Source organism: Mediterraneibacter gnavus ATCC 29149, assembly GCF_008121495.1.
GTDB classification, from domain to species: Bacteria; Bacillota; Clostridia; order Lachnospirales; family Lachnospiraceae; genus Mediterraneibacter; species Mediterraneibacter gnavus.
The window spans coordinates 406,949-427,989 of record NZ_CP043051.1; the positions used below are offsets into that span (position 1 = coordinate 406,949).

The 21,041-nt window shown below is 42.8% G+C and carries 19 protein-coding genes; 2 read left to right on the forward strand and 17 right to left on the reverse strand.

Translation table 11 applies throughout. From position 1 onward, the window contains the following. Window positions 1–24: 24 nt before the first annotated feature. From FXV78_RS02020 to FXV78_RS02065, 10 genes are all read right to left on the reverse strand, one after another. On the reverse strand, window positions 25–1,278 hold the full coding sequence (locus tag FXV78_RS02020) for a cation:proton antiporter (RefSeq protein WP_004840151.1): 1,254 nt from the start codon (window positions 1,276–1,278) through the stop codon (window positions 25–27). A gap of 167 nt (window positions 1,279–1,445) precedes the next feature. Next, window positions 1,446–2,882: an ATP-dependent Clp protease ATP-binding subunit ClpX gene (gene clpX, locus FXV78_RS02025; RefSeq protein WP_039959122.1), complete on the reverse strand. Its 1,437-nt coding sequence runs from the start codon at window positions 2,880–2,882 to the stop codon at window positions 1,446–1,448. Between the two features lie 98 nt (window positions 2,883–2,980). Continuing rightward, window positions 2,981–4,948, reverse strand: a complete 1,968-nt coding sequence (gene ligA / locus FXV78_RS02030) for an NAD-dependent DNA ligase LigA (RefSeq protein ID WP_004840149.1) — start codon at window positions 4,946–4,948, stop codon at window positions 2,981–2,983. 20 nt (window positions 4,949–4,968) lie between these two features. Then, on the reverse strand, window positions 4,969–5,727 hold the full coding sequence (rluF, locus tag FXV78_RS02035) for a 23S rRNA pseudouridine(2604) synthase RluF (RefSeq protein ID WP_004840148.1): 759 nt from the start codon (window positions 5,725–5,727) through the stop codon (window positions 4,969–4,971). Then, the gene (locus tag FXV78_RS02040) at window positions 5,720–6,880 is read right to left on the reverse strand and encodes a DHHW family protein (protein ID WP_004840147.1); all 1,161 of its coding nucleotides are present in this window, start codon (window positions 6,878–6,880) and stop codon (window positions 5,720–5,722) included. The genes rluF and FXV78_RS02040 overlap by 8 nt, the downstream gene beginning before the upstream one ends. Before the next feature lie 8 nt (window positions 6,881–6,888). After that, on the reverse strand, window positions 6,889–8,301 hold the full coding sequence (locus tag FXV78_RS02045) for an MBOAT family O-acyltransferase (protein ID WP_004840146.1): 1,413 nt from the start codon (window positions 8,299–8,301) through the stop codon (window positions 6,889–6,891). A 20-nt stretch (window positions 8,302–8,321) separates the two neighbouring features. Then, window positions 8,322–8,813, reverse strand: a complete 492-nt coding sequence (locus tag FXV78_RS02050) for a DUF4358 domain-containing protein (RefSeq protein ID WP_004840145.1) — start codon at window positions 8,811–8,813, stop codon at window positions 8,322–8,324. Next, window positions 8,810–9,568, reverse strand: coding sequence for a GDSL-type esterase/lipase family protein (locus FXV78_RS02055; RefSeq protein ID WP_009244878.1), 759 nt, complete (start codon window positions 9,566–9,568; stop codon window positions 8,810–8,812). Before FXV78_RS02055 ends, FXV78_RS02050 begins: the two co-directional genes overlap by 4 nt. A 68-nt stretch (window positions 9,569–9,636) precedes the next feature. Then, window positions 9,637–10,305, reverse strand: a complete 669-nt coding sequence (locus tag FXV78_RS02060) for a GTP pyrophosphokinase (RefSeq protein WP_009244879.1) — start codon at window positions 10,303–10,305, stop codon at window positions 9,637–9,639. Between the two features lies 1 nt (window position 10,306). Beyond that, window positions 10,307–10,936: a TetR/AcrR family transcriptional regulator gene (locus tag FXV78_RS02065; RefSeq protein WP_004840141.1), complete on the reverse strand. Its 630-nt coding sequence runs from the start codon at window positions 10,934–10,936 to the stop codon at window positions 10,307–10,309. 148 nt (window positions 10,937–11,084) lie between these two features. On the opposite strand from FXV78_RS02065, the gene FXV78_RS02070 reads away from it, so the two are divergent. Then, window positions 11,085–11,585 (forward strand): DUF5721 family protein, encoded by a 501-nt coding sequence (locus FXV78_RS02070; protein ID WP_009244880.1) that lies wholly within the window; start codon window positions 11,085–11,087, stop codon window positions 11,583–11,585. Between the two features lie 248 nt (window positions 11,586–11,833). Here FXV78_RS02070 and htpG read toward each other — a convergent pair whose 3' ends face one another. Beyond that, window positions 11,834–13,855, reverse strand: coding sequence for a molecular chaperone HtpG (gene htpG, locus FXV78_RS02075; protein ID WP_023923909.1), 2,022 nt, complete (start codon window positions 13,853–13,855; stop codon window positions 11,834–11,836). 248 nt (window positions 13,856–14,103) lie between these two features. Here htpG and FXV78_RS02080 point away from each other — a divergent pair, with 248 nt between their 5' ends. Further along, window positions 14,104–14,604 carry a GNAT family N-acetyltransferase gene (locus tag FXV78_RS02080; protein ID WP_004840137.1) on the forward strand — a complete coding sequence of 167 codons (501 nt, stop codon included), beginning with the start codon at window positions 14,104–14,106 and terminating at the stop codon, window positions 14,602–14,604. Between the two features lie 24 nt (window positions 14,605–14,628). Here FXV78_RS02080 and FXV78_RS02085 read toward each other — a convergent pair whose 3' ends face one another. The 6 genes from FXV78_RS02085 to FXV78_RS02110 form a co-directional block, all read right to left on the reverse strand. Further along, complete coding sequence (locus FXV78_RS02085; protein WP_009244882.1) at window positions 14,629–15,567, reverse strand: hypothetical protein; 939 nt, start codon at window positions 15,565–15,567, stop codon at window positions 14,629–14,631. A gap of 55 nt (window positions 15,568–15,622) precedes the next feature. Continuing rightward, window positions 15,623–16,828, reverse strand: coding sequence for a S41 family peptidase (locus FXV78_RS02090; RefSeq protein ID WP_004840134.1), 1,206 nt, complete (start codon window positions 16,826–16,828; stop codon window positions 15,623–15,625). A 24-nt stretch (window positions 16,829–16,852) separates the two neighbouring features. Continuing rightward, on the reverse strand, window positions 16,853–18,037 hold the full coding sequence (locus tag FXV78_RS02095; protein ID WP_004840133.1) for a murein hydrolase activator EnvC family protein: 1,185 nt from the start codon (window positions 18,035–18,037) through the stop codon (window positions 16,853–16,855). Between the two features lie 8 nt (window positions 18,038–18,045). Beyond that, window positions 18,046–18,999, reverse strand: a complete 954-nt coding sequence (ftsX, locus tag FXV78_RS02100) for a permease-like cell division protein FtsX (RefSeq protein WP_004840132.1) — start codon at window positions 18,997–18,999, stop codon at window positions 18,046–18,048. Then, window positions 18,989–19,675, reverse strand: a complete 687-nt coding sequence (ftsE, locus tag FXV78_RS02105) for a cell division ATP-binding protein FtsE (RefSeq protein WP_022037474.1) — start codon at window positions 19,673–19,675, stop codon at window positions 18,989–18,991. Before ftsE ends, ftsX begins: the two co-directional genes overlap by 11 nt. A 108-nt stretch (window positions 19,676–19,783) precedes the next feature. Continuing rightward, the gene (locus FXV78_RS02110; RefSeq protein WP_004840130.1) at window positions 19,784–20,875 is read right to left on the reverse strand and encodes a PucR family transcriptional regulator; all 1,092 of its coding nucleotides are present in this window, start codon (window positions 20,873–20,875) and stop codon (window positions 19,784–19,786) included. Window positions 20,876–21,041: the final 166 nt, after the last annotated feature.

The following is a 21,041-nucleotide window of genomic DNA, read 5'->3' on the forward strand; positions in this document are numbered from 1 at the left end:
GCCTTCTCGCGTCCCTCAAAAAAATCATTCTCTCTTTTTGGATTCGTAAATTGTCTTTACACGCTCTGATTCCGGTACAATCTGTTCCGGTACCGGAGCCGTGCCCGGTGCAAATACCACCTTCAAAAAGACTGGTGTAATAATTGTCGTGATCACGACAACAATAATGATCGGCCCTAAAAATGCAGAACCTAACAGCCCCAGTGCTGCGCCCTTGCTGGCTACGATCAATGCTACTTCTCCACGCGAGATCATACCGATTCCGATTCGTTTTGCCTGATAATTCTTATAGTGACAGATTTTTGCACCAAACCCACATCCAACAACCTTCGTCAATACTGCAACAATCGTCAGCGCTACTGCAAATCCAACAATCGCCGCAGACATCTTCGGCAGCTCTACTTTCAGCCCGATACTTGCAAAAAATACCGGTGATAAAAGCAGATAAGACAATGTATCAAATTTTGTCTCCAGATAAGTAGAACGCTGTACGTTTGAAATGATCAGACCGGCAATAAACGCACCTGTAATATCTGCAACTCCAAAAACATCCTCTGCAATGTATGCCATCAGAAGACAGAACACAAATGCCACGATCGTGTGTCGATGTTTCTCCTTATTGGCTTTGTCCACCCAGTTCTTGTACAATTTGTAGAAGATAAATCCTACAACTGCTGCAAATACAAAGAATCCAACAATCTTCAGCATGACCATTCCAATTTTCACGCTTGGGTCTGAAATGCTTGTCACGATTGTCAACGCCACAATTCCCAGAATATCATCAATGATCGCTGCTCCCAGGATTGCATTGCCGGAACGGGTTTTGAGCTTTCCAAGCTCTTTTAATGTCTCCACCGTGATACTGACTGAAGTTGCTGTCAGAATTACTCCGATAAAGATATTCTGCAGGAAAATACTTGCTGATGCATCTGACTCGATCATCCCCGGCCGATTGAAGAAATATGCCGTAGCAAATCCACCCGCAAGCGGTACCAGTACTCCACAAAGTGCAATGATAAAGGATGCCTTTCCGCATGCTTTCAGTTCTTTGATATCTGTCTCCATACCTGCACAGAACATCAGAACGATCACACCAATCTCCGCTACAGACTGCAGAAATGATGTCTCTGTCAGAATGCCGACTCCGGCAGGTCCCAACAGTAATCCGGCCAGAAGCGCGCCAACGACCTGCGGCATCTGTACCCTTCTTGTCAAAAGCCCCAGCGCTTTTGTACAAAGTAAAATAATTACGAGATCTAGTAAATACTTGTAGTCCATAATGTGCCCCCTTTTTGTCAAACATCTATAAGGATACACCTTTAAATGCCTTTTTTCAATACATTTTCCACATTTTATGACGTTTTTACATAATTTTTACCATAATTCTGCACAAATCCGCAATAAAAGAGAGTCTGTTTCCAGACTCTCTCATACTCTTTCTTTTCCTACGGCAATCTCGGCACTTCCTGTCCCCGAAGACTGATCAGAGGACCGCCGGTTCCTTCTATGTAAGATCTTGTGATCGTCACCTCTCCGATGTTCTCATCCTTTGGAATCTCATACATGATATCCAGCATAAACTCTTCGATAATCGCCCGCAGTGCTCTTGCTCCGGTCTCTTTCTTCATTGCCTTCTCCGCAATCGCCTCCAGCGCTCCATCATCAAAATCCAGCTTGACTTCATCCAGTGCAAGCAGCTTCTGATACTGCTTTAAGATGGCATTCTTTGGTTCTTTTAAGATCTTTACATACATATCCTTGTCCAGACCTTTCAGTGTAAAGATGATCGGAAGACGTCCGATAAATTCCGGAATCATACCGAAATTGCGCAAATCTTCCACCGTTACTTTAGACAGGATATCCTTGTCATTGTCATACTGATCTTTTAGCTCTGCATTAAATCCCATGGATGTCTTATGCATCAGCCGTTCCTTGATGATGCCTTCCAGATCCGGGAATGCACCCCCGCAGATAAACAGAATATTCTTCGTATTTACTGTCGTCAGAGGAACCATGGCATTCTTGCTGTTGGCTCCTACCGGAACCTCTACCTCACTGCCTTCCAACAGCTTTAAGAGTCCCTGCTGTACGGATTCTCCGCTTACATCTCTCTGGCTGGAATTTCTCTTCTTCGCGATCTTGTCAATCTCATCGATAAAGATGATTCCCTGCTCGGCTTTCTCTACATCATTATCTGCTGCTGCCAGTAATTTAGATACGACGCTCTCAATGTCATCCCCGATATAACCAGCCTCGGTCAGGGAAGTGGCATCTGTGATCGCAAGCGGTACATCCAACAGTCTCGCAAGTGTCTTTACAAGGTATGTCTTACCACTTCCTGTCGGTCCGATCATCAGCATATTGGACTTTTCAATCTCAATATCATCGACCGAATCTGTCGCTACCCTCTTATAGTGGTTGTAAACAGCAACAGCCATCGCTTTCTTGGCATACTCCTGTCCTACCACATACTCATCCAGCTTTCCTTTGATCTTGTGCGGCGCCGGAATATTCTTAATATCCAGTTTTTGGAACTCTTTTGGCTTTTCTTTTTTCTTTTTGATCTTCTGTGTCTTTGGCGGAGCCATATTCTCCAGATCTGACAGATTTAAGAACTGTACACCCGGCATATTCATCAGTCTGCTGTAATCAATCGAGCCGTTTGTCATGGCATCAAAACTTTTCTGCATACAATCCGGACACACCGTAATATGGTTCGGCAGATCGATCATCTTTCCTGTCACGCTCTCCGGACGATGGCAGATAAAGCAGATCTTCTCATACTCATCCTCGTGTTCCTCTTTTGCGGAAGACTCTTTTCCTTCTGTGGTGACCGGAGTCTCCTTTTCTTCATCTATGATAATAAAATCGTTATCTGACATGTTCTTTCCCTTCTTTCCAGTTACTTGCCCTTTGTACATTCACCGAGGGTATGTCCACATTATAATACAGAATACCGGCAGTTACAAATTAACTTTTTCTAAACCGTCCCTGTTTCCAGCATTTCCAGAAACTGTGATTCAGAAATAATCGGAACGTTCAGTTCTTTCGCCTTTTTATTCTTGGAAGAAGCAGACTGCACATCATTATTGATCAGATAATTCGTCTTTCCGGTCACGCTTCCTGTCACTTTACCCCCTCTGGATTCAATGATTTCTTTCACTTCCCGGCGGTTTGCAAAGTGTTCTACGCTTCCTGTAATCACAAAATTCATATTTTCAAAAATCTGTGCGCTTTCCTCTCCTTCTTCTTTCTGGAGCTTAACCTCCTGTAAGAGGCGTTTGAAAAGATCTCTGTGTGTTTCATCTGAAAAATAATCCACAAACGTTCTGGCGATCACTTCGCCTACTCCCTGGATATCGACCAGTTCTTCCACGGTTGCCTGCATCATCCTCTGGGGATCATTGTCAAATGCCCGGCAGATCATTTTTGCATTGGAAAGTCCGATATTTGCGATTCCAAGGCTGTAGATTACTTTCGGCATAGTCGTACTTCTGGAGTTTTCCACACTTGTGATCAGTTTTGCATAGGATTTTTCTCCGAACCCCTCCAGTGTTTTGATGGTTTCTTCATATCTGTCCAGATGATAAATATCTGTAAAATCCCGGATAAATCCTTCTCCAATGAACTTTTCCAGAGTTGCCTCCGAGAGCCCTTCAATATTCATGGCATCCCTGCTGACAAACAATGCAAAAGATTTCAAATGCTTTGCCTGACACTCCGGATTCGTACAGTACAATGTCTTTGTCTCATTTTCCATCTTTATCTTTGTCGCACCGCCACAGACCGGACAGACTTGCGGGATATCTTTTACACCGCTTCTGGTCAGATTTTCTGCAATCTGCGGAATGATCATGTTGGCTTTATACACCTGAATGACATCTCCTACGCCAAGCTCCAGATCTTCCATAATGCTGATATTATGCACACTGGCACGGCTTACCGTAGTTCCTTCCAGCTCTACCGGTTCAAAGATCGCTACCGGATTGATCAGGCCTGTCCTTGACGGACTCCACTCAATCTCCAGAAGTGTCGTCTCTCTGATCTCATCCGCCCATTTAAAGGCATAGGAATCCCGCGGGAATTTAGCCGTTGTTCCAAGAGACTGACCATAGGCAATATCATCATATACCAATACCAGTCCGTCAGACGGGAAATCATTGTGCACAATCTGCTCCGAAAACCATGCAACTTCCTCTTCGATGGATGCACGGTCAGCCAGATGATGCTCGACCACCTCAAATCCTTGTTTTTCCAGCCAGCTTAACTGCTGCATTCTCGAATTTTCAAACTCTGCACCATCTGCTTTTACCAGTGTAAATGCAAAAAACTTCACATTTCTTCTCGCTGTGATCTCATTGTTCAGCTGACGCACCGAACCACTGCACAGATTCCTCGGATTCTTATATCTTGCATCTACATCCTCGATCTGCTCGTTGATACGCTCAAAATCCTTATATCCAATCACGGCTTCCCCACGCAGGATCAGTTCTCCCTGATACGGGATCTGAAGAGGAAGATTGCGAAATACCTTCGCATTGTTGGTGATGACTTCTCCCACCTCTCCATTTCCTCTTGTGACCGCTTTTTGAAGCCGCCCGTTCTGATATGTCAGAACGATCGTCAGTCCGTCCATCTTCCAGGAGATCACGGCCTTTTGCTCTCCTAAAAATGATTTCAGCTGTTCCACGTCTTTTGTCTTATCCAGTGAGAGCATCGGTTTTTCATGCCGCTCCTTCGGCAGCTCACTGAGCACCTCATATCCCACATTAACCGTAGGACTGGATGCAAGAGTCGTCCCCAGCTCCCGCTCCAGTCCTTCCAGTTCGTCATATAATCTGTCATACTCATAGTTGCTCATGATCTCCGTGTCTTCCTGCTCATATGCACGTCTGGCACGGTTCAGAAGTTCTACGAGTTCCTGCATTCTTTTCTTTTTTGCTTCCATATTTAGAGTCCCTTTACTTTTTATATCACAGTTTCATTGGAAGAATCCTTAATCTGATCATACAATTCATTCAATTCTGCATCTGTCAGCTTCCGGTATTCTCCCTCTTTCAGACGCCCCAGATGGATATTCATGATCCTCACCCGGATCAGCTCTCTCACCTGATATCCAAGTGCCTCACACATTCTGCGTATCTGGCGGTTCAGCCCCTGTGTCAAAATGATCGAAAATGTATATTTTCCGATTTTTTCTACTTTACACGGACGTGTCACCGTATCTAAAATCGGTACACCGGATGCCATTTTTTCCAGAAACTCCTGCGTGATTTCTTTATCCACCGTCACCTTATATTCTTTCTCATGCCGGTTTCCCGCACGCATCATCTTATTGATGATATCACCGTTGTTGGTCATCAGAAGCAGTCCTTTAGAGTCCTTATCCAGACGCCCTACATACGTGATCCGGATCGGGTAATCCAGAAAACGCACAATACTGTTTCTTTCCCTGCGCTCTTCTGTACAGACGATTCCCGCCGGTTTGTTCACTGCCAGCACGACCATCTCATCCTGCTTTGAAACTACTTTCTTTCCGACTTTTACGACCTGCCCCGGAACAATCTTCATTCCGGTCTGTGCACGCTTTCCGTCCACACTCACCCGGCCGCTCTCGATCAGCCTGTCCGCTTCTCTGCGGGAACATACCCCCGCTTCGCTTAAATATTTATTCAGGCGAACCTCTTCCTTCGTCTTTTGATATTCCTGCAAAATCCGATTATTCACTGCTCAATACCCCGCTTATATTATTGTCCTGTAGAAATATGTTGGCACTGTATAAAAACAATGTATCTGTAATTTCATACGTATCCATAATATCCCCGATCGTACCGGAATAATACCTCGGATCTACCATCACGATCTCCCGGAAATACGGTGTAAGGAACGGAACAAATGAATTCGCATAAGAATCTTTGATCAGTAAAAGTCTTCGATTGCTCTCCGATACCGTGCGGATATCCACTACAGAAAAGTTGCCTCCCAGGTACACTGCATATTTATCTCTGCTGTTTAATTTCGATGAATCATACAAAGACGCTGTTTTCTTCTGCTCATCCACATAGTTGACGACAACATCATTGTCTTCTGTCTTTGGTACATAAATATCAATCTGCTCTTTCTCATTCAGACGGCATCCGCTCTTAGATGCCAATGAACCATTAAAATCCGTTGTGATCGGATAAGAAGCATATTCTGTCTCCTGTTCTTCCAGGTTCAATGTCCTGGCTGCTTCCTGAAAAACGTAGTATGCCCCTTTTGCCGTCCAGTGATGGTCTGTTTTATAATAAATCTTCTCATCACTGTGTCTGGTCAATGGCTTTACCGCATCGATCCACTGTACACTGTCCCCCAGTTCTTTTTTCACCTGTGCGATATACTGGCTCTGATCGGCAACTGTAGCGGTAAACGGAAGCCTGTCGCTTAAAATATTCGCCGCATCCGGAACTAACAGCATATTCACCGGAATATCAGAATATTTCTGACTAAAACTCTGGATGGCTTTCATATTTGCTTTCAATACATCCTGATCGGGAACTGCAATGTCTTCCAAAAGCTGTCCTTTTTTCCCGATAAAAACACCATTTTCCTCTTTACTTCCTGCCAGTCTGCTGAATCCGACTTTCAGACTGCGCCACATATTTCTTCCCATAAACTGATCGGCCTGATACTTCTCATACTGATCCATATAGCTCCCGGAAGTAACCGCGCTGACTGAAAGCTCTGGCTTTTGCTGCAATCCGCGGTTTTCCTCTTCTGAGATTTTTTTTGACGGAAGGAGCAGATTGATGATCCCGATCCCGAATACACAGATAAGGAATCCGATTCCGATCATATATTCGATTCTTTTTCTTTTCCTTGTTTTTCTTCTTTCTGACATATGCTCACCTAAAATCTAAAATATAAAAACGGATTAAATGACTGTGTCACCAGAAATGCCAGCGAAAGTGCAAACATGACCAGATACATCACACCTGTCATTATATATTTTCCAACTCTGCTTCCAGGAGCCCTCTGAATATTTCTCATCAGTCTGTATCCAATGGAGGAGGATCCCAGCACTGCCATCAGATAGATCAGCCAGTTGGAGAGCAGATAAAACCAGCCCAGCTTGTCCATAAGCCCGCTGGCACCGATTCCAAACATCACACCTACATACTTCAGGGCATAACCAAGTGACGGGCTAAAGAACAGTACCCATCCGATCAGTATCAGCACCATCGCATAAATATGCCGTACTGCACCCGGCCACTTTTCCACATATTGTCCCCATACAAATTTTTCCAGAATCAATATAATTCCATAATACAGTCCCCATGCGACAAAATTCCATGCCGCACCATGCCAGAATCCGGTCAGCATCCAGACGATCAGAAGATTGGTGATCGTTCTGGAATCTCCTTTGCGGTTTCCTCCCAGTGGAATATACACATACTCACGGAACCAAGTGCTCAGAGATATATGCCATCTTCTCCAGAATTCTGTCACACTCGTAGATACATACGGGTAATGGAAGTTCTCCAAAAACTCAAATCCGAACATCTTTCCAAGACCGATCGCCATATCCGAATATCCGCCGAAATCAAAATAAATCTGGAATGCATAAGAAATACATCCGATCCACGCAGTCATCACCGAATAGCTGCCCAGATGCATCGCTGCGATCTGCTCAAAAACCGCTCCTGTCGTATTTGCAAGAATTACCTTTTTGGCAAGTCCCCGCATAAAATACATGGCTCCCTGTCCGAACTTGGTCAGGTTCATAAATCTGTGCTCCAACTGCTCCTCAATATCCACATACCGCACGATCGGTCCTGCGATCAGCTGCGGGAACATAGAAATATAAAGTGCAAAATACATCAGCTTTTTCTGCGGCTTTACCTCCCCCCGATATACATCGATAATGTAGGAAAGCGCCTGAAATGTATAAAAAGAAATCCCGATCGGAAGCGGCAGTTCTCTGTATGGAATATCAAACGGAAGAACTGCATTTACGGATTCCATCAAAAAGCCGTAATATTTGAAAAAGCCAAGAAGCAGCAGGTTTACAACCACCGCAAAAATCAGACTGTTTCGTTTTTTTCTGTCATCATCTGCCTTTTCGGCAATATCCAGACCGCACACATAGTTCAGACAAATGGATAGAATCATCAAAATGACATAAACAGGCTCTCCCCATGCATAAAAGAAAAGGCTTGCGATCAGCATGACCAGATTCTTGAACCGATACGGAACAAGAAAATATACTGCCAGTACAATCGGCAGAAATACAAATAAAAATGTTATACTGCTAAACAGCATCTTTTGTTCCCCCTGCGTTTCTATAAACTTTTTGAAAAAACAGACTTATAAGTCTCTGCTTTTGGAGAGACTGCGTAAAATACGAACTTCCCTCTTACAGAAATCTGAGCTTCATCCAAAAGCTGCACCTGGTCAGGCGCATAACCGTCAAAGTCATTCCTTCTGTTCGCACGGCGCTGTTCTACAGCTGCCTTTACCTCTTCTGCCTGTTCCGTGGTCTTTGTTTTGACCAGTAAGATCTCCTGTGCTGACATACTGGATTCTGCCGTGTAGAGCATTACACCTTCATAATCTGCACTGTTGAGCCCATAATAGCGCTTCAGCCCCTGCACTCCTGCTTTTTTCATAGCCTTCGTATCCAGAGATGCCTCTACTTTTTTCTCTACCGCAGCAAAGCTCTTCGTACTGCCGCTGGTGAAAATCAGTAACAGTGCCACGTAAACAACGATCACTGCCACCAGTGCATACTTGATCACCACTGTTTTTTTGAGATTTTTTATCTTATCTGTCATAAAGTTGCTACCTCCGCCATACGTTTGAGCCAGATTGGATAAAAATCCGCCTTGAAATGAATTCCATCCTCTTCATAATAAGTATCTGAAACCAACGAAGTATTATCTAAAAATGCAATCTGATTCTCATCACACATCTTCTGCAGTGCCGCATTGTACTCCGGAATCTTCTGAAATACAGGCTTTTCTTCCTGCTTCGCCGCACTGACCGGGAAGATAGAATTCACATACAAAGTTGTATCCGGCAATTTTTTACGCAGCTGGTCGATCACTGCTTTATACTCTTTGATAAATAAATCCGTATCCCCATTTGTTGCAATCACGTCATTCATCCCATAGGAAAGAAAAATAACCTGAGGGTTAATGTCTGCCACTGTTTTTATCTGATCATCCAGCTCATCCAATTCTACTCCGATCTTGGCAACCACACTGGATGCATTCAAAAGATCATACTCTGTAAATGCCTCAGAAATCGAATCTCCCATCACGACCGAGCTGGAAAATAAGCTCTTATAGTTGATCTCACCACTTGCTTCCTGACTTTCCAGCTTGTCTTTCGTGTCCAGCTTGTTGATCTTTTTTTCAATATCCTTTACATTTTCTTTTTCTGCCGCTTTTATGATCGCAAGTCCCTCCTTCGTGTCCACTGTTTCAGCGGAAAAATAGCTGATTCCTTCCGCGATCAGGGTAACTGCAGCAAGCACTGCGACTGCACCGGCTCCGATTATCACATACTTTTTTTTCTGTCTCTTCATCCGTATCTTTTGTCCCCTTATTCTTACCATCTTATCTTATTTTATAATACGTTTTCCATGCTTAAAAGTCAACGTTCCTGATGATAGATTCTCTCGCTGATCTCTTGCATTTTCATGTCGATCGTATGGAGCTGTTCTGCGCAGATTCCCAGATCTTCTGAAACAGAATCCGGAAATCCGTCCGTCTGTTTCTTATAATACAGTTTATGTTCTATACTTGCCCAAAAATCCATCGCGATCGTACGCATCTGCACTTCTACCTTCATCGGTTTTTTCTCATTCATAAAAAATACCGGTACTTCCAAAATCAGATGCAGACTTCTGTAACCGTTTGGTTTTGGATTCTTGATATAGTCCTTTCTCTCGATCAGTCTGATATCATCCTGCTCACATATTTTTTCCGCAAGCGTATAGATATCTTTCGGAAAACAGCAGATCACACGGATACCTGCAATATCACAGATATTTTCTTCTATAGCCTGTACACTGATCTCTATATTTTTTCTTTTCATCTTCTCCAGGATACTAATCGGTTTCTTGATTCTGCTTTCAATTGATAAGATTGGATTCTGATCAGAATTGATCGATAATTCGTGATTCAACACTTCAAATTTTGTCTTAACTTCCAGCAGTGCACACTGATACTGCATGATCAGCTTCTGAAACGGCATCGCTGATTCTAAAAGCCTCTCCGGTTCTTTCAACTCTGTCAATTCTTCAAATTTCATTTCTTCCATATTAACTGCCCTTCTCTTCTGTACTGATTCCATATAAAATAATATCCAATAACTCTGATATCTTCAGATTATGTTCTTCTATAAATCGGGAAAAATCTCCTGTACGGCTTGCTTTATTCTGGTAATATCCATTGTACATATTCTGAAACAGACTCAGATATTCTACTGCCATTTCCATACTGATTCCCTCTCTTAAACGAATCTTGGACAGCAAATGTCGGTATTGCTTTCTTATATAGGCATCATATCTTTCCATCACACCAAAAAGTGCTTCTTTTAAATGCTCTGCCGGATATAACATCACATTAAAAAATATATTTCTGTCATACGGATTTTCAGCAAAAAACACTTCCCGTCTCTCCAAAAAAATACGGATTTCTTCCCTTGCTGTTTTTGCCTCTTCTTTCCCTTCTTCCATATAACTCATCAACTTTTCGAAGCTTTTCTTCACACAGTACAGATATAGCTCATCCTTATTTTTAAAATTATGGTAGATCAGCCCTTTTGCAATCTGATACTTGCCGCATATCGCATTCAGCGAAACCGCATCGTAAGATCTGCTTCCAAACTCGATCGTAGCTGCATGTACAATTTTTTCACAAGTCTGTTTTGTCTTTTCTTCTTTTTTCATGCTGTTATCCTTTCTTTTTGACTATACAGTCTATAATAGGATACTATACAATTTTCTTACAATCAATATTTTTGCCTGTGTTTTTTTCTCTTTTTTATGGTATGATAGAGGAATCAATACTTATATTTTTTATCAGGAGGACATCCTTATGATCGCGTTAAAACTGACGAATGTCAAAGCCTGTATGTCTCATCTTCTTCTGATGGACACCTTCGATTCATTCCTTCTGATCGAAGGAGAGATCATGACATTCAATACGTTCAAAATAGACGGTTTTATTCAAAAAAACTTTTATACTTCTGAAGAACTGGAACAAATGGGCACACTCCCTGAATACGCTTACTGGAAGCAGCTTCGGGAATACTGCTTCTCCCTGATCAAAGGGAAAAAGACTCCGCTTGGATTTCGTTTTGTATTCAGTCTGTCTCCGAAAAATATTGCCCGCCTTATCGAGCAGAATAAACTCGGCCTGAATGCCGATGACATCCAGGGACTCTATTTGAATCTCCGCTATGATTCCACCGGACTTCAATGCATTACCGGTACATCTTTCAAATCCTTCTCCATGGACAAGTCGCTGGAACACGCCTGGGACAACATGGTACAGAAGTTTTTCCAGAAAAAAGGACTGGATTTCGAAATTTTGTAATCTGTAATTTTAGTTCAACGAATATCATTATATAAGACAGATCCACATTTTAATCTTAAAAATTATGAAAGTTTTTCTTAAGATTACAAAGTGATTTTATTGCCTTTTTCGTAAATGACATCTACGGTTTCATCAACTGGCATCGGATGGGACAAAGACAGGGAAGCGAAGCTTTCTAAACAATATAAAAGGGAGTCCGAAAAAGAAATGGTTCTAATCCCTTTCTTTTTCGGACTCCCTATATTTTTTTATTTTGTCAAAAGCATCATAATCTGATTACTTCTCTGTACAAATGCTGTCATCTCTTGTGGACTCAGTGGTTTGTGGGCAAGCAGCGCCAGATCATACAGCTGCTTACAGATCAGCTCTACATTCTCACCTTCTTTGTTCTCTACCACATACTGCACCAGTGGATGATCTGCATTCAGGATCAAGGACGCCTGTCCGCCGAACATACCGGTATCCATACCACCCATTCCATACATCTTCATCATCTCTTCCATACGTCTAGACTCTTCAGACAACACGGCCATGGAAGCAATATTCTCATCTTTTAATTTTTCTACTTTGACATCCAGTTTCTCATTATTCAGCACTTTTCTGAAGATTTCTGTCAGACTGTCTGCATTCTTCTGGAATGTCTCTTTTTCTTCTTCTGCAACTTCTGCTTTCAGAGACTCATGAACATCTGCATCGATTCTCTGGAATTTTACATTGTCATGCTTCTGCTCCAGATAGGTAATGAATGCAGAATCAATATTATGTGCCAGGATCACTGCATCCTGCCCCTGCTCTTTGAACATATTGATGTACTGACTCTGCTGCTGTTCATTCGTCACGTAGAAAATATTAGTCTTTGGTGTCTCTTTCGTCTCTTCTGAATCCGTTGTCTCCTCTGCCTTTGTCTCTTCTGCTGTTTCTCCGCCATTGGCCTTGATACAGTCTTCCAGAGTGAGATATTTGTGGTCAAGATTCTTAAACAACATCGAATCTTTTACTTTTTCTCCGAATTTTTCATCTTTCAAACATCCAAACTTGATAAACGGACTGATATCATCCCAGTATTTTTCATAATTTTCTCTGTCTGTTTTGAACATACCGTTCAGTTTGTCTGCAACCTTCTTAGAAATATAGTCTGCAACTTTTGTTACAAATCCATCATTCTGCAGTGCACTTCTGGATACATTCAGAGGCAGATCCGGACAGTCGATCACACCTTTTAATACCATCAAAAATTCCGGAATCACTTCTTTGATGTTATCTGCAATAAATACCTGATTGTTATACAGTTTGATCTTTCCTTCAATGGAATCATACTCTGTATTGATCTTCGGGAAGTACAGGATTCCTTTCAGATTAAACGGATAATCCATATTCAGGTGAATCCAGAACAGTGGCTCCTTGTAATCCATAAATACTTTTCTGTAGAACTCGATATAATCATCCTTTGTGCAGTCGCTCGGATTTTTTGTCCAGAGTGGATGAATATCGCTTAAGGAAACCGGACGTTTTACAATTTTAACTTTCTGTTTCGGCTCACCTTCTTCACCTTCTTTTGGCTCTTCTGTAATATGTTCTACCACTTCATCCGTATCCAGAACATCTGCCTCATCGATTGTCTCATACTCCGGCTCTGCATTGGCCTTGGAGAGGAAAATCTCTACCGGCATGAATGAGCAGTATTTTTCCAGCACTTCTCTTGCACGGTATTCATTTGCAAATGCAAGACTGTCCTCGTTCAGATATAATGTAATCTCTGTACCAACCTCTGTACGGTTTCCTTCCTGCATCTCATACTCTGTACCGCCTTCACTTACCCAGTGTACTGCGGCTGCACCCTCTTTATAAGACAGCGTATCAATCTGCACTTCGTCCGCTACCATAAACGCAGAATAGAATCCCAGACCAAAATGTCCGATCATTTCATCCTCTGTCGTCTTGTCTTTATATTTCTCCAAAAACTGTGTGGCACCGGAAAATGCGATCTGTGTAATATACTCTTCCACTTCTTCTGCTGTCATACCGATCCCGTTGTCAATGAACTTCAGCGTCTTTTCTTCCGGATTGACAATGACCTGAATCTTTCCTTTATAATCATCGGGAAGCTCACACTCACCCATCATATCCAGCTTTTTATATTTTGTGATCGCATCGCATCCGTTGGACACTAATTCACGAATGAAAATATCATGGTCAGAATATACCCATTTTTTAATGATCGGAAATATATTCTCGCTGTCGATAGATAAATTACCTTTTTTTGTTCCCATATCTAAACACTCCTCTTTCTTTACAAACTCACCCGTCCTGCGGGTTTTCTTCTGTCTATGAAGTATTTTAGTACACCATGTTTTAAAAGTCAACAGAAAATTAGCACTCTTTTCAGTTGAGTGCTAATAAAATTATGAACTCTATAAACTTTTTATAAACAAGAAACAAATACAAAATACTCCTGTCAAGTGGTATAATCAATTCTGTCAGCTTATTCACTCTTTCCAAAGAAAAGGAGGTTTTCAAAATGGAACAGAATTTTTCACTTACTCCGGTGCATACTGACAAACAGATTCAGGAAATTTCCAATCTTGCTTCTGTTATCTGGCATGAGCACTTCACTCCCATTATCGGCATACAGCAGGTAGAATATATGCTGGAAAAATTTCAGTCTTTTCATGCCCTGAAAGAACAGATGGAAACCGGATATGAATATTTTCAGATTTTTGACAATACAGAGTTTTGCGGGTACTGCGGGATTCATCAAGAAGAAACTACACTGTTTCTAAGCAAACTCTATTTAAAAAAAGAGGCGCGAAACCGACACCTCTCTACAAAAACGATCCAGTATTTAAAAACTCTCTGTCAAAAACGCGGTCTCTCTTCCATCTGGCTTACGTGCAACAAATACAATACGAATACCCTTGCGGTCTATCATCATCTTGGATTTGAGACGGTTCGTTCACAGGTAGCGGATATTGGAAACGGATATGTCATGGACGATTATATCCTGGAATGCAGAGTCTGACCGTACTCTGCATTTTTCTTTTGTCTATTCTTTATAAAACTCTCCATAATCAGTAGAACCAATTTTCTCACTCGGCTCAAGCGTAACGGCCGCCCCTGTTGTCTGTATTTCTGTTCCTTTTGGAATCGGTACATTCTCATAACTGAGTTCCAATTCTTTTGGTGCAAACGAAATCACCTCTACTCTGTGTTCTTCATCTGCTGCAAATTCTGATAAAAATGAATCCGGAAGTGTCATCATAAGATCATTCCAGTCCGGTTCAGACTTCACATTATAAAGCCCCTCTGGAAAATCACGCCCCGCAGTCATTGTCTGTCCTACTTCTACTCGCACTGAATCCTGCAGTGGATTTGTCTCTCCATGAAGCCTTTCTGTCTGCGCACAATCCGAACGGAATTGAAGTGCTGCCCCGCTTTTCACTTCCAAAAGAGCTCCATCGTATAAACGCAGATCATCCATCACAGCTGCCTGATTCGGATTTTCAGGGTCATTTCCAATCTGTTGCCAGATGTAAATTCCATTCTCATCATCGATCAAATAAATCGCACTTTCCCCATCCTGCGCCTCTACTGTATAAATTCCCTCTGGAATATGAACGCCAACCTCATAATATCCTCCGGTAAGAACTTCATCGTATGCTTCGCCTGTCTCAGAAAGCTGTCTCTTTGCAAACTGATATTCATCATATTCCTCTCCCGACTGACTCTGCCCCTTCTCTTGTTCCTCGAAATAACTGTTCAGTGCAACGGCACCAACTGCTGCCACAAGCAGGATTACGCTTCCGATCGCCAGACCCTTCCCGATCTTCTGCACCGCATCACGCGGCTGTGAATCCTGCATCTTTACGCTTTCATTAAGATGATAGACTTTCTTTGTGTTTTTTTCATTATCAAGCCCGCATTCCACGCACCGTCCGTTTACCAGTTTTCCACCACACAGATAACATCTCTTTCCCCCAAGCATAAGCCCTCCCATTCCTGCTGCTTTTTCAGCTTTGCAGACACATCATTTCCTGTTATCATTTACTTTTTACAACATCCAGCGCCTTCTGCAGCTGATTGTCACTGGTCGGATTCGCCGCATCGTAGGTATATTCTACCTCCACATCCGGCTGAATTCCTTTTTTATGGATGTTTTCTCCACTCGGTGTAAAATACTCCGCCGTCGTGATCTTGATCATCGTATCATCCTCAAAACTAAATAATTCCTGCACGATTCCCTTTCCGTACGTCGTGGTTCCCACAAGGGTACCAATTCCGTAGTCTTTTACGGCACCGGCAAAAATCTCTGACGCGCTGGCACTGTAGCCATTTACAAGCACTGCCAATGGTTTCTGAAATTCATGCTTTCCATCGCAGTCGTAGGTTTCTTCATTCCCGTATTTGTCTTTAATAGAAACGATTCTTCCTTCCGGAAGGATCAGTTTCAGCATCTCTACAACAGTATCCAGGTTTCCTCCCGGATTATTCCGAAGATCGATAACAAGTCCTTCCATCCCCTGAGCTTCCAGATCTTCCAGTGCGGACTTGAACTGTTCGTAAGTCACATCTTCAAACCCCTGCACAGAAATATATCCTATCTTATCTTCCTTCATCTCATGCTCGACTGTCTGTGACTGAATTTTTTCTCTCACAGCTGTCAGCGTGTGCTCTTCCCGGTCTTCTCCTCGATAAACGGAGAGTTTCACCTCTGTTCCTTCTTCACCTTTAATCCAGGATACAACCTCAGACGTATCCTGATCTTCGATCTTATGGTCATCGACCTGATACAGGATATCTCCTTCTAAAAGCCCTGCCTTTTCTGCCGGACTGTCTTCATAGACCGTTGTAATCGTGATCTCCCCGGTCTGTACATTCTGCATCATAGCGGCTCCGATCCCCGAATATTCTCCCGAGGTGCTCTCTTTGATCTCTTTTGTCTCTTCCTCATTGTAATATACCGTATACGGATCATTGAGTGCACTCAAAAATCCGGCATACACTGCATCTTCCAGATCCTCCTGCTTTACATCATCACTGTAGAGATAATACTGATCGATCATTTTTTCAATTTTTTTAAATTTTGCTTCGGTCTTTTTCTCTGCCCGCTCCTGCTTGGCAGTCACACTGTCCTTTTGCAAAAGCAATCCGGAAAGCTCCGGTACCTTTGTGCAGACTCCTACTGCAAATAACATAATAAGGGCGCCTGTGAGCGCCCCTTTTATAAAACTTTTATGTCTGTTCATACTCTGTTACCAACTTTCGGTATTTTAGAAATACTGATCCGGACTGACTGCAACTCTATTTAACTCTACCTGAAAATGCAGATGTGGTCCTGTGGACTGTCCTGTAGAACCAACCGCACCAATCTGCTGGCCTCTTTCCACATACTGTCCCGCACTTACACAAATACTGCTGTGGTGCATATATTTTGTCACCAGACCGTTTCCGTGATCGATAACTACCCAGTTACCGGCGCTGCTGCTGTATCCGGCGATGATCACACGACCGGCTGCTGCGGCATATGTAGGTGTTCCGGTCGGCGCAGCATAATCGTTTCCTTTGTGTCCGCCGACTTCAAACTCACGGATTTCTCCAAAATAACTGGACTGGTAACTCATTCCCGGACACGGATGTGTGAAATAACCACTTCCGCTGGATACATTGCCGGATGACGGAGGTGTCACTGTGGAACCGCCTCCTGTACCACTGCCTGTATTATTATTGGAATTATTCTGATTCTGCTGCTCTTGCTGCTGTAACTGCTGCTGTCTTGCTGCCTCAGCCGCTTCTTCCTGGCGTCTCTTCTCTTCCTCCACCAGCTTCTGCAGTGTCTCCATCTTGCTGCCGAGCTGACTGCTTAAATCTGCCAGCTGAACATCCTTTTCTTTTAACAATGTCTGCGCCTGTGTCTGCTGGTTCACAAGATCCGTCTGAAGTGTATTTAATTCCTCATACTCTTTCTGCAGCGCCGCTTCCTGCTCTTCCACTGCCTTTACTGTCTTCTGGAATTCTTTTAACTTATCTCTATCATATTCAGACAGCTTGGAAATATACTCTGTTTTATTCAAAAAATCACTGATATTTTCACTGTCAGCAAGAACTTCAATAAATTCCATATTTCCATTCTCGTACATATATTTGATGCGGATCTTCATACTCTGGTACTGTGTATTTTCTTCTACTTTAGCCTGCACCAGATTTTCCTCTGCTTCTGTGATCTCCGCCTGCTTTGCATCCAGCTTGGACTGTGTCTTTTCCATCTCTTCTGCAATCTTTTTCAACTCTGTCTCAACAGTCGTCTTCTCTGCCTGCACACTGTCCTTTTGCTGCTGCAGCTGATCTACTGCATTCTGTGCATCCTGTACAGTCTCCGCATGTACCGGAAGTACCGTTCCGACAGAAAGCGCCGCTGCCAGACATAATGCTGTCACTTTTTTCATACGTTCTTTCATATGTTCACCTATACTTTCAAATGCTTGCGTACTGTAAAGAAACTTCCCAGAAATCCGATTCCTACTCCAAGCAGAAGTCCGATTGGAAGCAGGTAGCGATATACATCTCCTACCGGCAGGAATTCCACGATATTTTTCAGGATCTGGAATTTTGTCATCACATATCCCACTGCTCTTCCATAAAGTGCATACAATAATGCCAATGGAAGTACCGCTCCGACAATTCCAATGATCAGACCTTCCAGCACAAATGGAGAACGTACTACAAAGTCCTTTGCACCGATATATTTCATAATTGCAATTTCTTCTTTACGAACCGTAATACCCATGGTTACGGTATTGCTGATCAGGAAGATCGAAACTCCAAACAGGATCAAAATGATCGCGATTGACACATATCCAACCAGTACATTGACACTGGAAAGTGTATTCGCCACAACATCTGATTTATTGACCTTTCTGACTCCGTCCAGTCCCTCCGCAAACTTTACCAGTTCCTTCTGTGTTGCAGAAAGTGATTTGCTCTTGGAGATCATATTGCTGTCCTTGTCCTCCTGCGGTTTCATATAAACCGCATAACTGCTGGAGCCTGCAAGCGGATTGTCATCCTTAAATCCATCTGCCAGTTCCGGATTGTCTCCAAAGTACTCTTCTTTAAAACTGTTCCATGCATCATCTTCCGAAACATACTCTACTTTCAGAACATCATCCCTGCTGCGAAGCTCCTTGCCAATCTCCTCGATCTGACTTTCTGTTGCATCCTCATCAAAGAATACTGTAATCGCCACGCCTTCCTCTGCAGTCTTTACAAAATGCTGCAGATTCAGCACGATAGAAAAGAACAGTCCGAACAGAAAAATACAAGCTGACATTGTCGCAATAGATGCGATAGAGAACATTTTATTTCTCCCGATGTTCTTAACTCCCTGTTTTCCTACGTATCCTAATGTACTAATCCTCATCTATATACCCACCTTTTTGTTCATCACTCACGATCACGCCCTGTTTCATCGTAATAACTCGTTCGTTCATCTCGTTTACGATCTCCTGGTTATGTGTAACAACAAGTACTGTCGTTCCTCTGTCATTCGCCTCTTTGAGAAGACTCATGATTTCCCACGAATTGGTAGGATCCAGGTTACCGGTCGGCTCGTCGGCCAACAAAATTGCAGGTTCATTTACGATTGCTCTGGCAATCGCCACTCTCTGCTGCTCTCCACCGGAAAGCTCCTTCGGGAAAGCTTTATATTTTTGCGCCAGACCTACAAGAGAAAGTGCTGCCGGCACTTTTCGCTTGATCACTCTTGTCGGTGTTTCTGTCACACGAAGTGCAAACGCGATATTCTCATAAATATTCCGGTCCTTCAACAGACGGAAATCCTGAAAGACAACCCCGATGCCTCTTCTGTATTTTGCAATGTTCCGATGTTTCATCCGTTTTAAATTCTGCCCGTTTACAATGATCGTGCCTTCTGTAGGCTCCAGTTCCTTCATGATCAGACGAATCAATGTGGATTTTCCGGAACCGCTGTCTCCTACGATAAAAACGAACTCTCCCTGTTCGATCTTAACAGACACACCGTTTAACGCAGCATTCCCTTTGGAATACTCCTTCGTTACATCTCTTAATTCAATCATCATGCTCCTCCTAATTATTCATACTTTATCGGACGAAGTCCGCCCGCCGCAGGCATACATTGCGGGATGCCCGGATGGGTATACTTTATCGGGCGTAAATCCGCCTGCTTAATATTCCAGCGTCTCCATGTATTTCATATATTTTACGACCATCAGTGCAATCTTGAATGTGATCGCATCTTCAAATACACGCAGATCCAACCCTGTACTTTTCTGAAGCTTATCCAGTCTGTACACGAGTGTATTTCTGTGAATATAAAGCTGTCTGGATGTCTCTGATACATTGAGACTGTTCTCAAAGAACTTGTTGATCGTAGTCAGTGTCTCCTCATCAAATTCATCCGGTGATTTCCCCTCAAAAATCTCTTTGATAAACATCTTGCAAAGCGGAATCGGCAGCTGGTAGATCAGACGTCCAATTCCAAGTGTGCTGTATGCTACAATGTCTTTCTCATCAAAGAAGATCTTGCCGACATCCAACGCCAGTTTTGCTTCTTTGTAGGACTTGGAAACTTCCTTGATGTCGTTGACAACCGTTCCATAGGCAATGTGGATTTTGTCATCCTCGGACTCAGCCCGCAGGATCTCCATCATTTCTTTGGCCATCTTTTCAAGCTCTCTGCTTCCGGCCTTATCAGCCAGCTCTTTGACAACAATGATATTTTTCTCATCTACTGCTGTCACGAAGTCTCTCGACTTTCCGCCAAGCAGGTTTCTGACATTATCCAGAGCAACACTGTCTTTTTCGTGTGATGTCTCAATAATAAAGATAACACGTTTTGCTTCTGTGTCAATATGTAATTTTTTTGCGCGATTATAAATATCTACAAGAAGCAGGTTGTCAAGAAGCAGATTTTTGATGAAATTATCCTTGTCAAAACGCTCCTTATATGCTACCAGAAGACTCTGAACCTGGAACGCTGCGATCTTACCCAGCATGTAGACATCTTCGCTCTCTCCGCCTGCCAGCAGAACATACTCAAGCTGCTGCTCATCAAAGATCTTGAAGAACTGACATCCCTGGATCACCTGGCTGTCTGCCGGAGATTCTACAAAAGACAACACCGCGCTTTCATAATTCCATGTATCCTCAAATGTCGTAGCAAGCGCCTTTCCTTCTGTATCCAGAACGCAAAAGTCAATTCTGGAAATTCCTTTTAATCCTTCGATTGTGTTTTGAAGTATCTGATTTGAAATCATACCTTTTTCCTCCGCTTATCTACTCGTTTCCATGTGCATATTTCACAATTTTTTTACTCTTTCACTTTTGTCTGCACAACCCATATTTTATATACTAAGGCAAAACATCAAAAAAAGAAAGAGGAAATCCACTTTTTTTATGCATTTCCTCATAGTTTTTACAAAA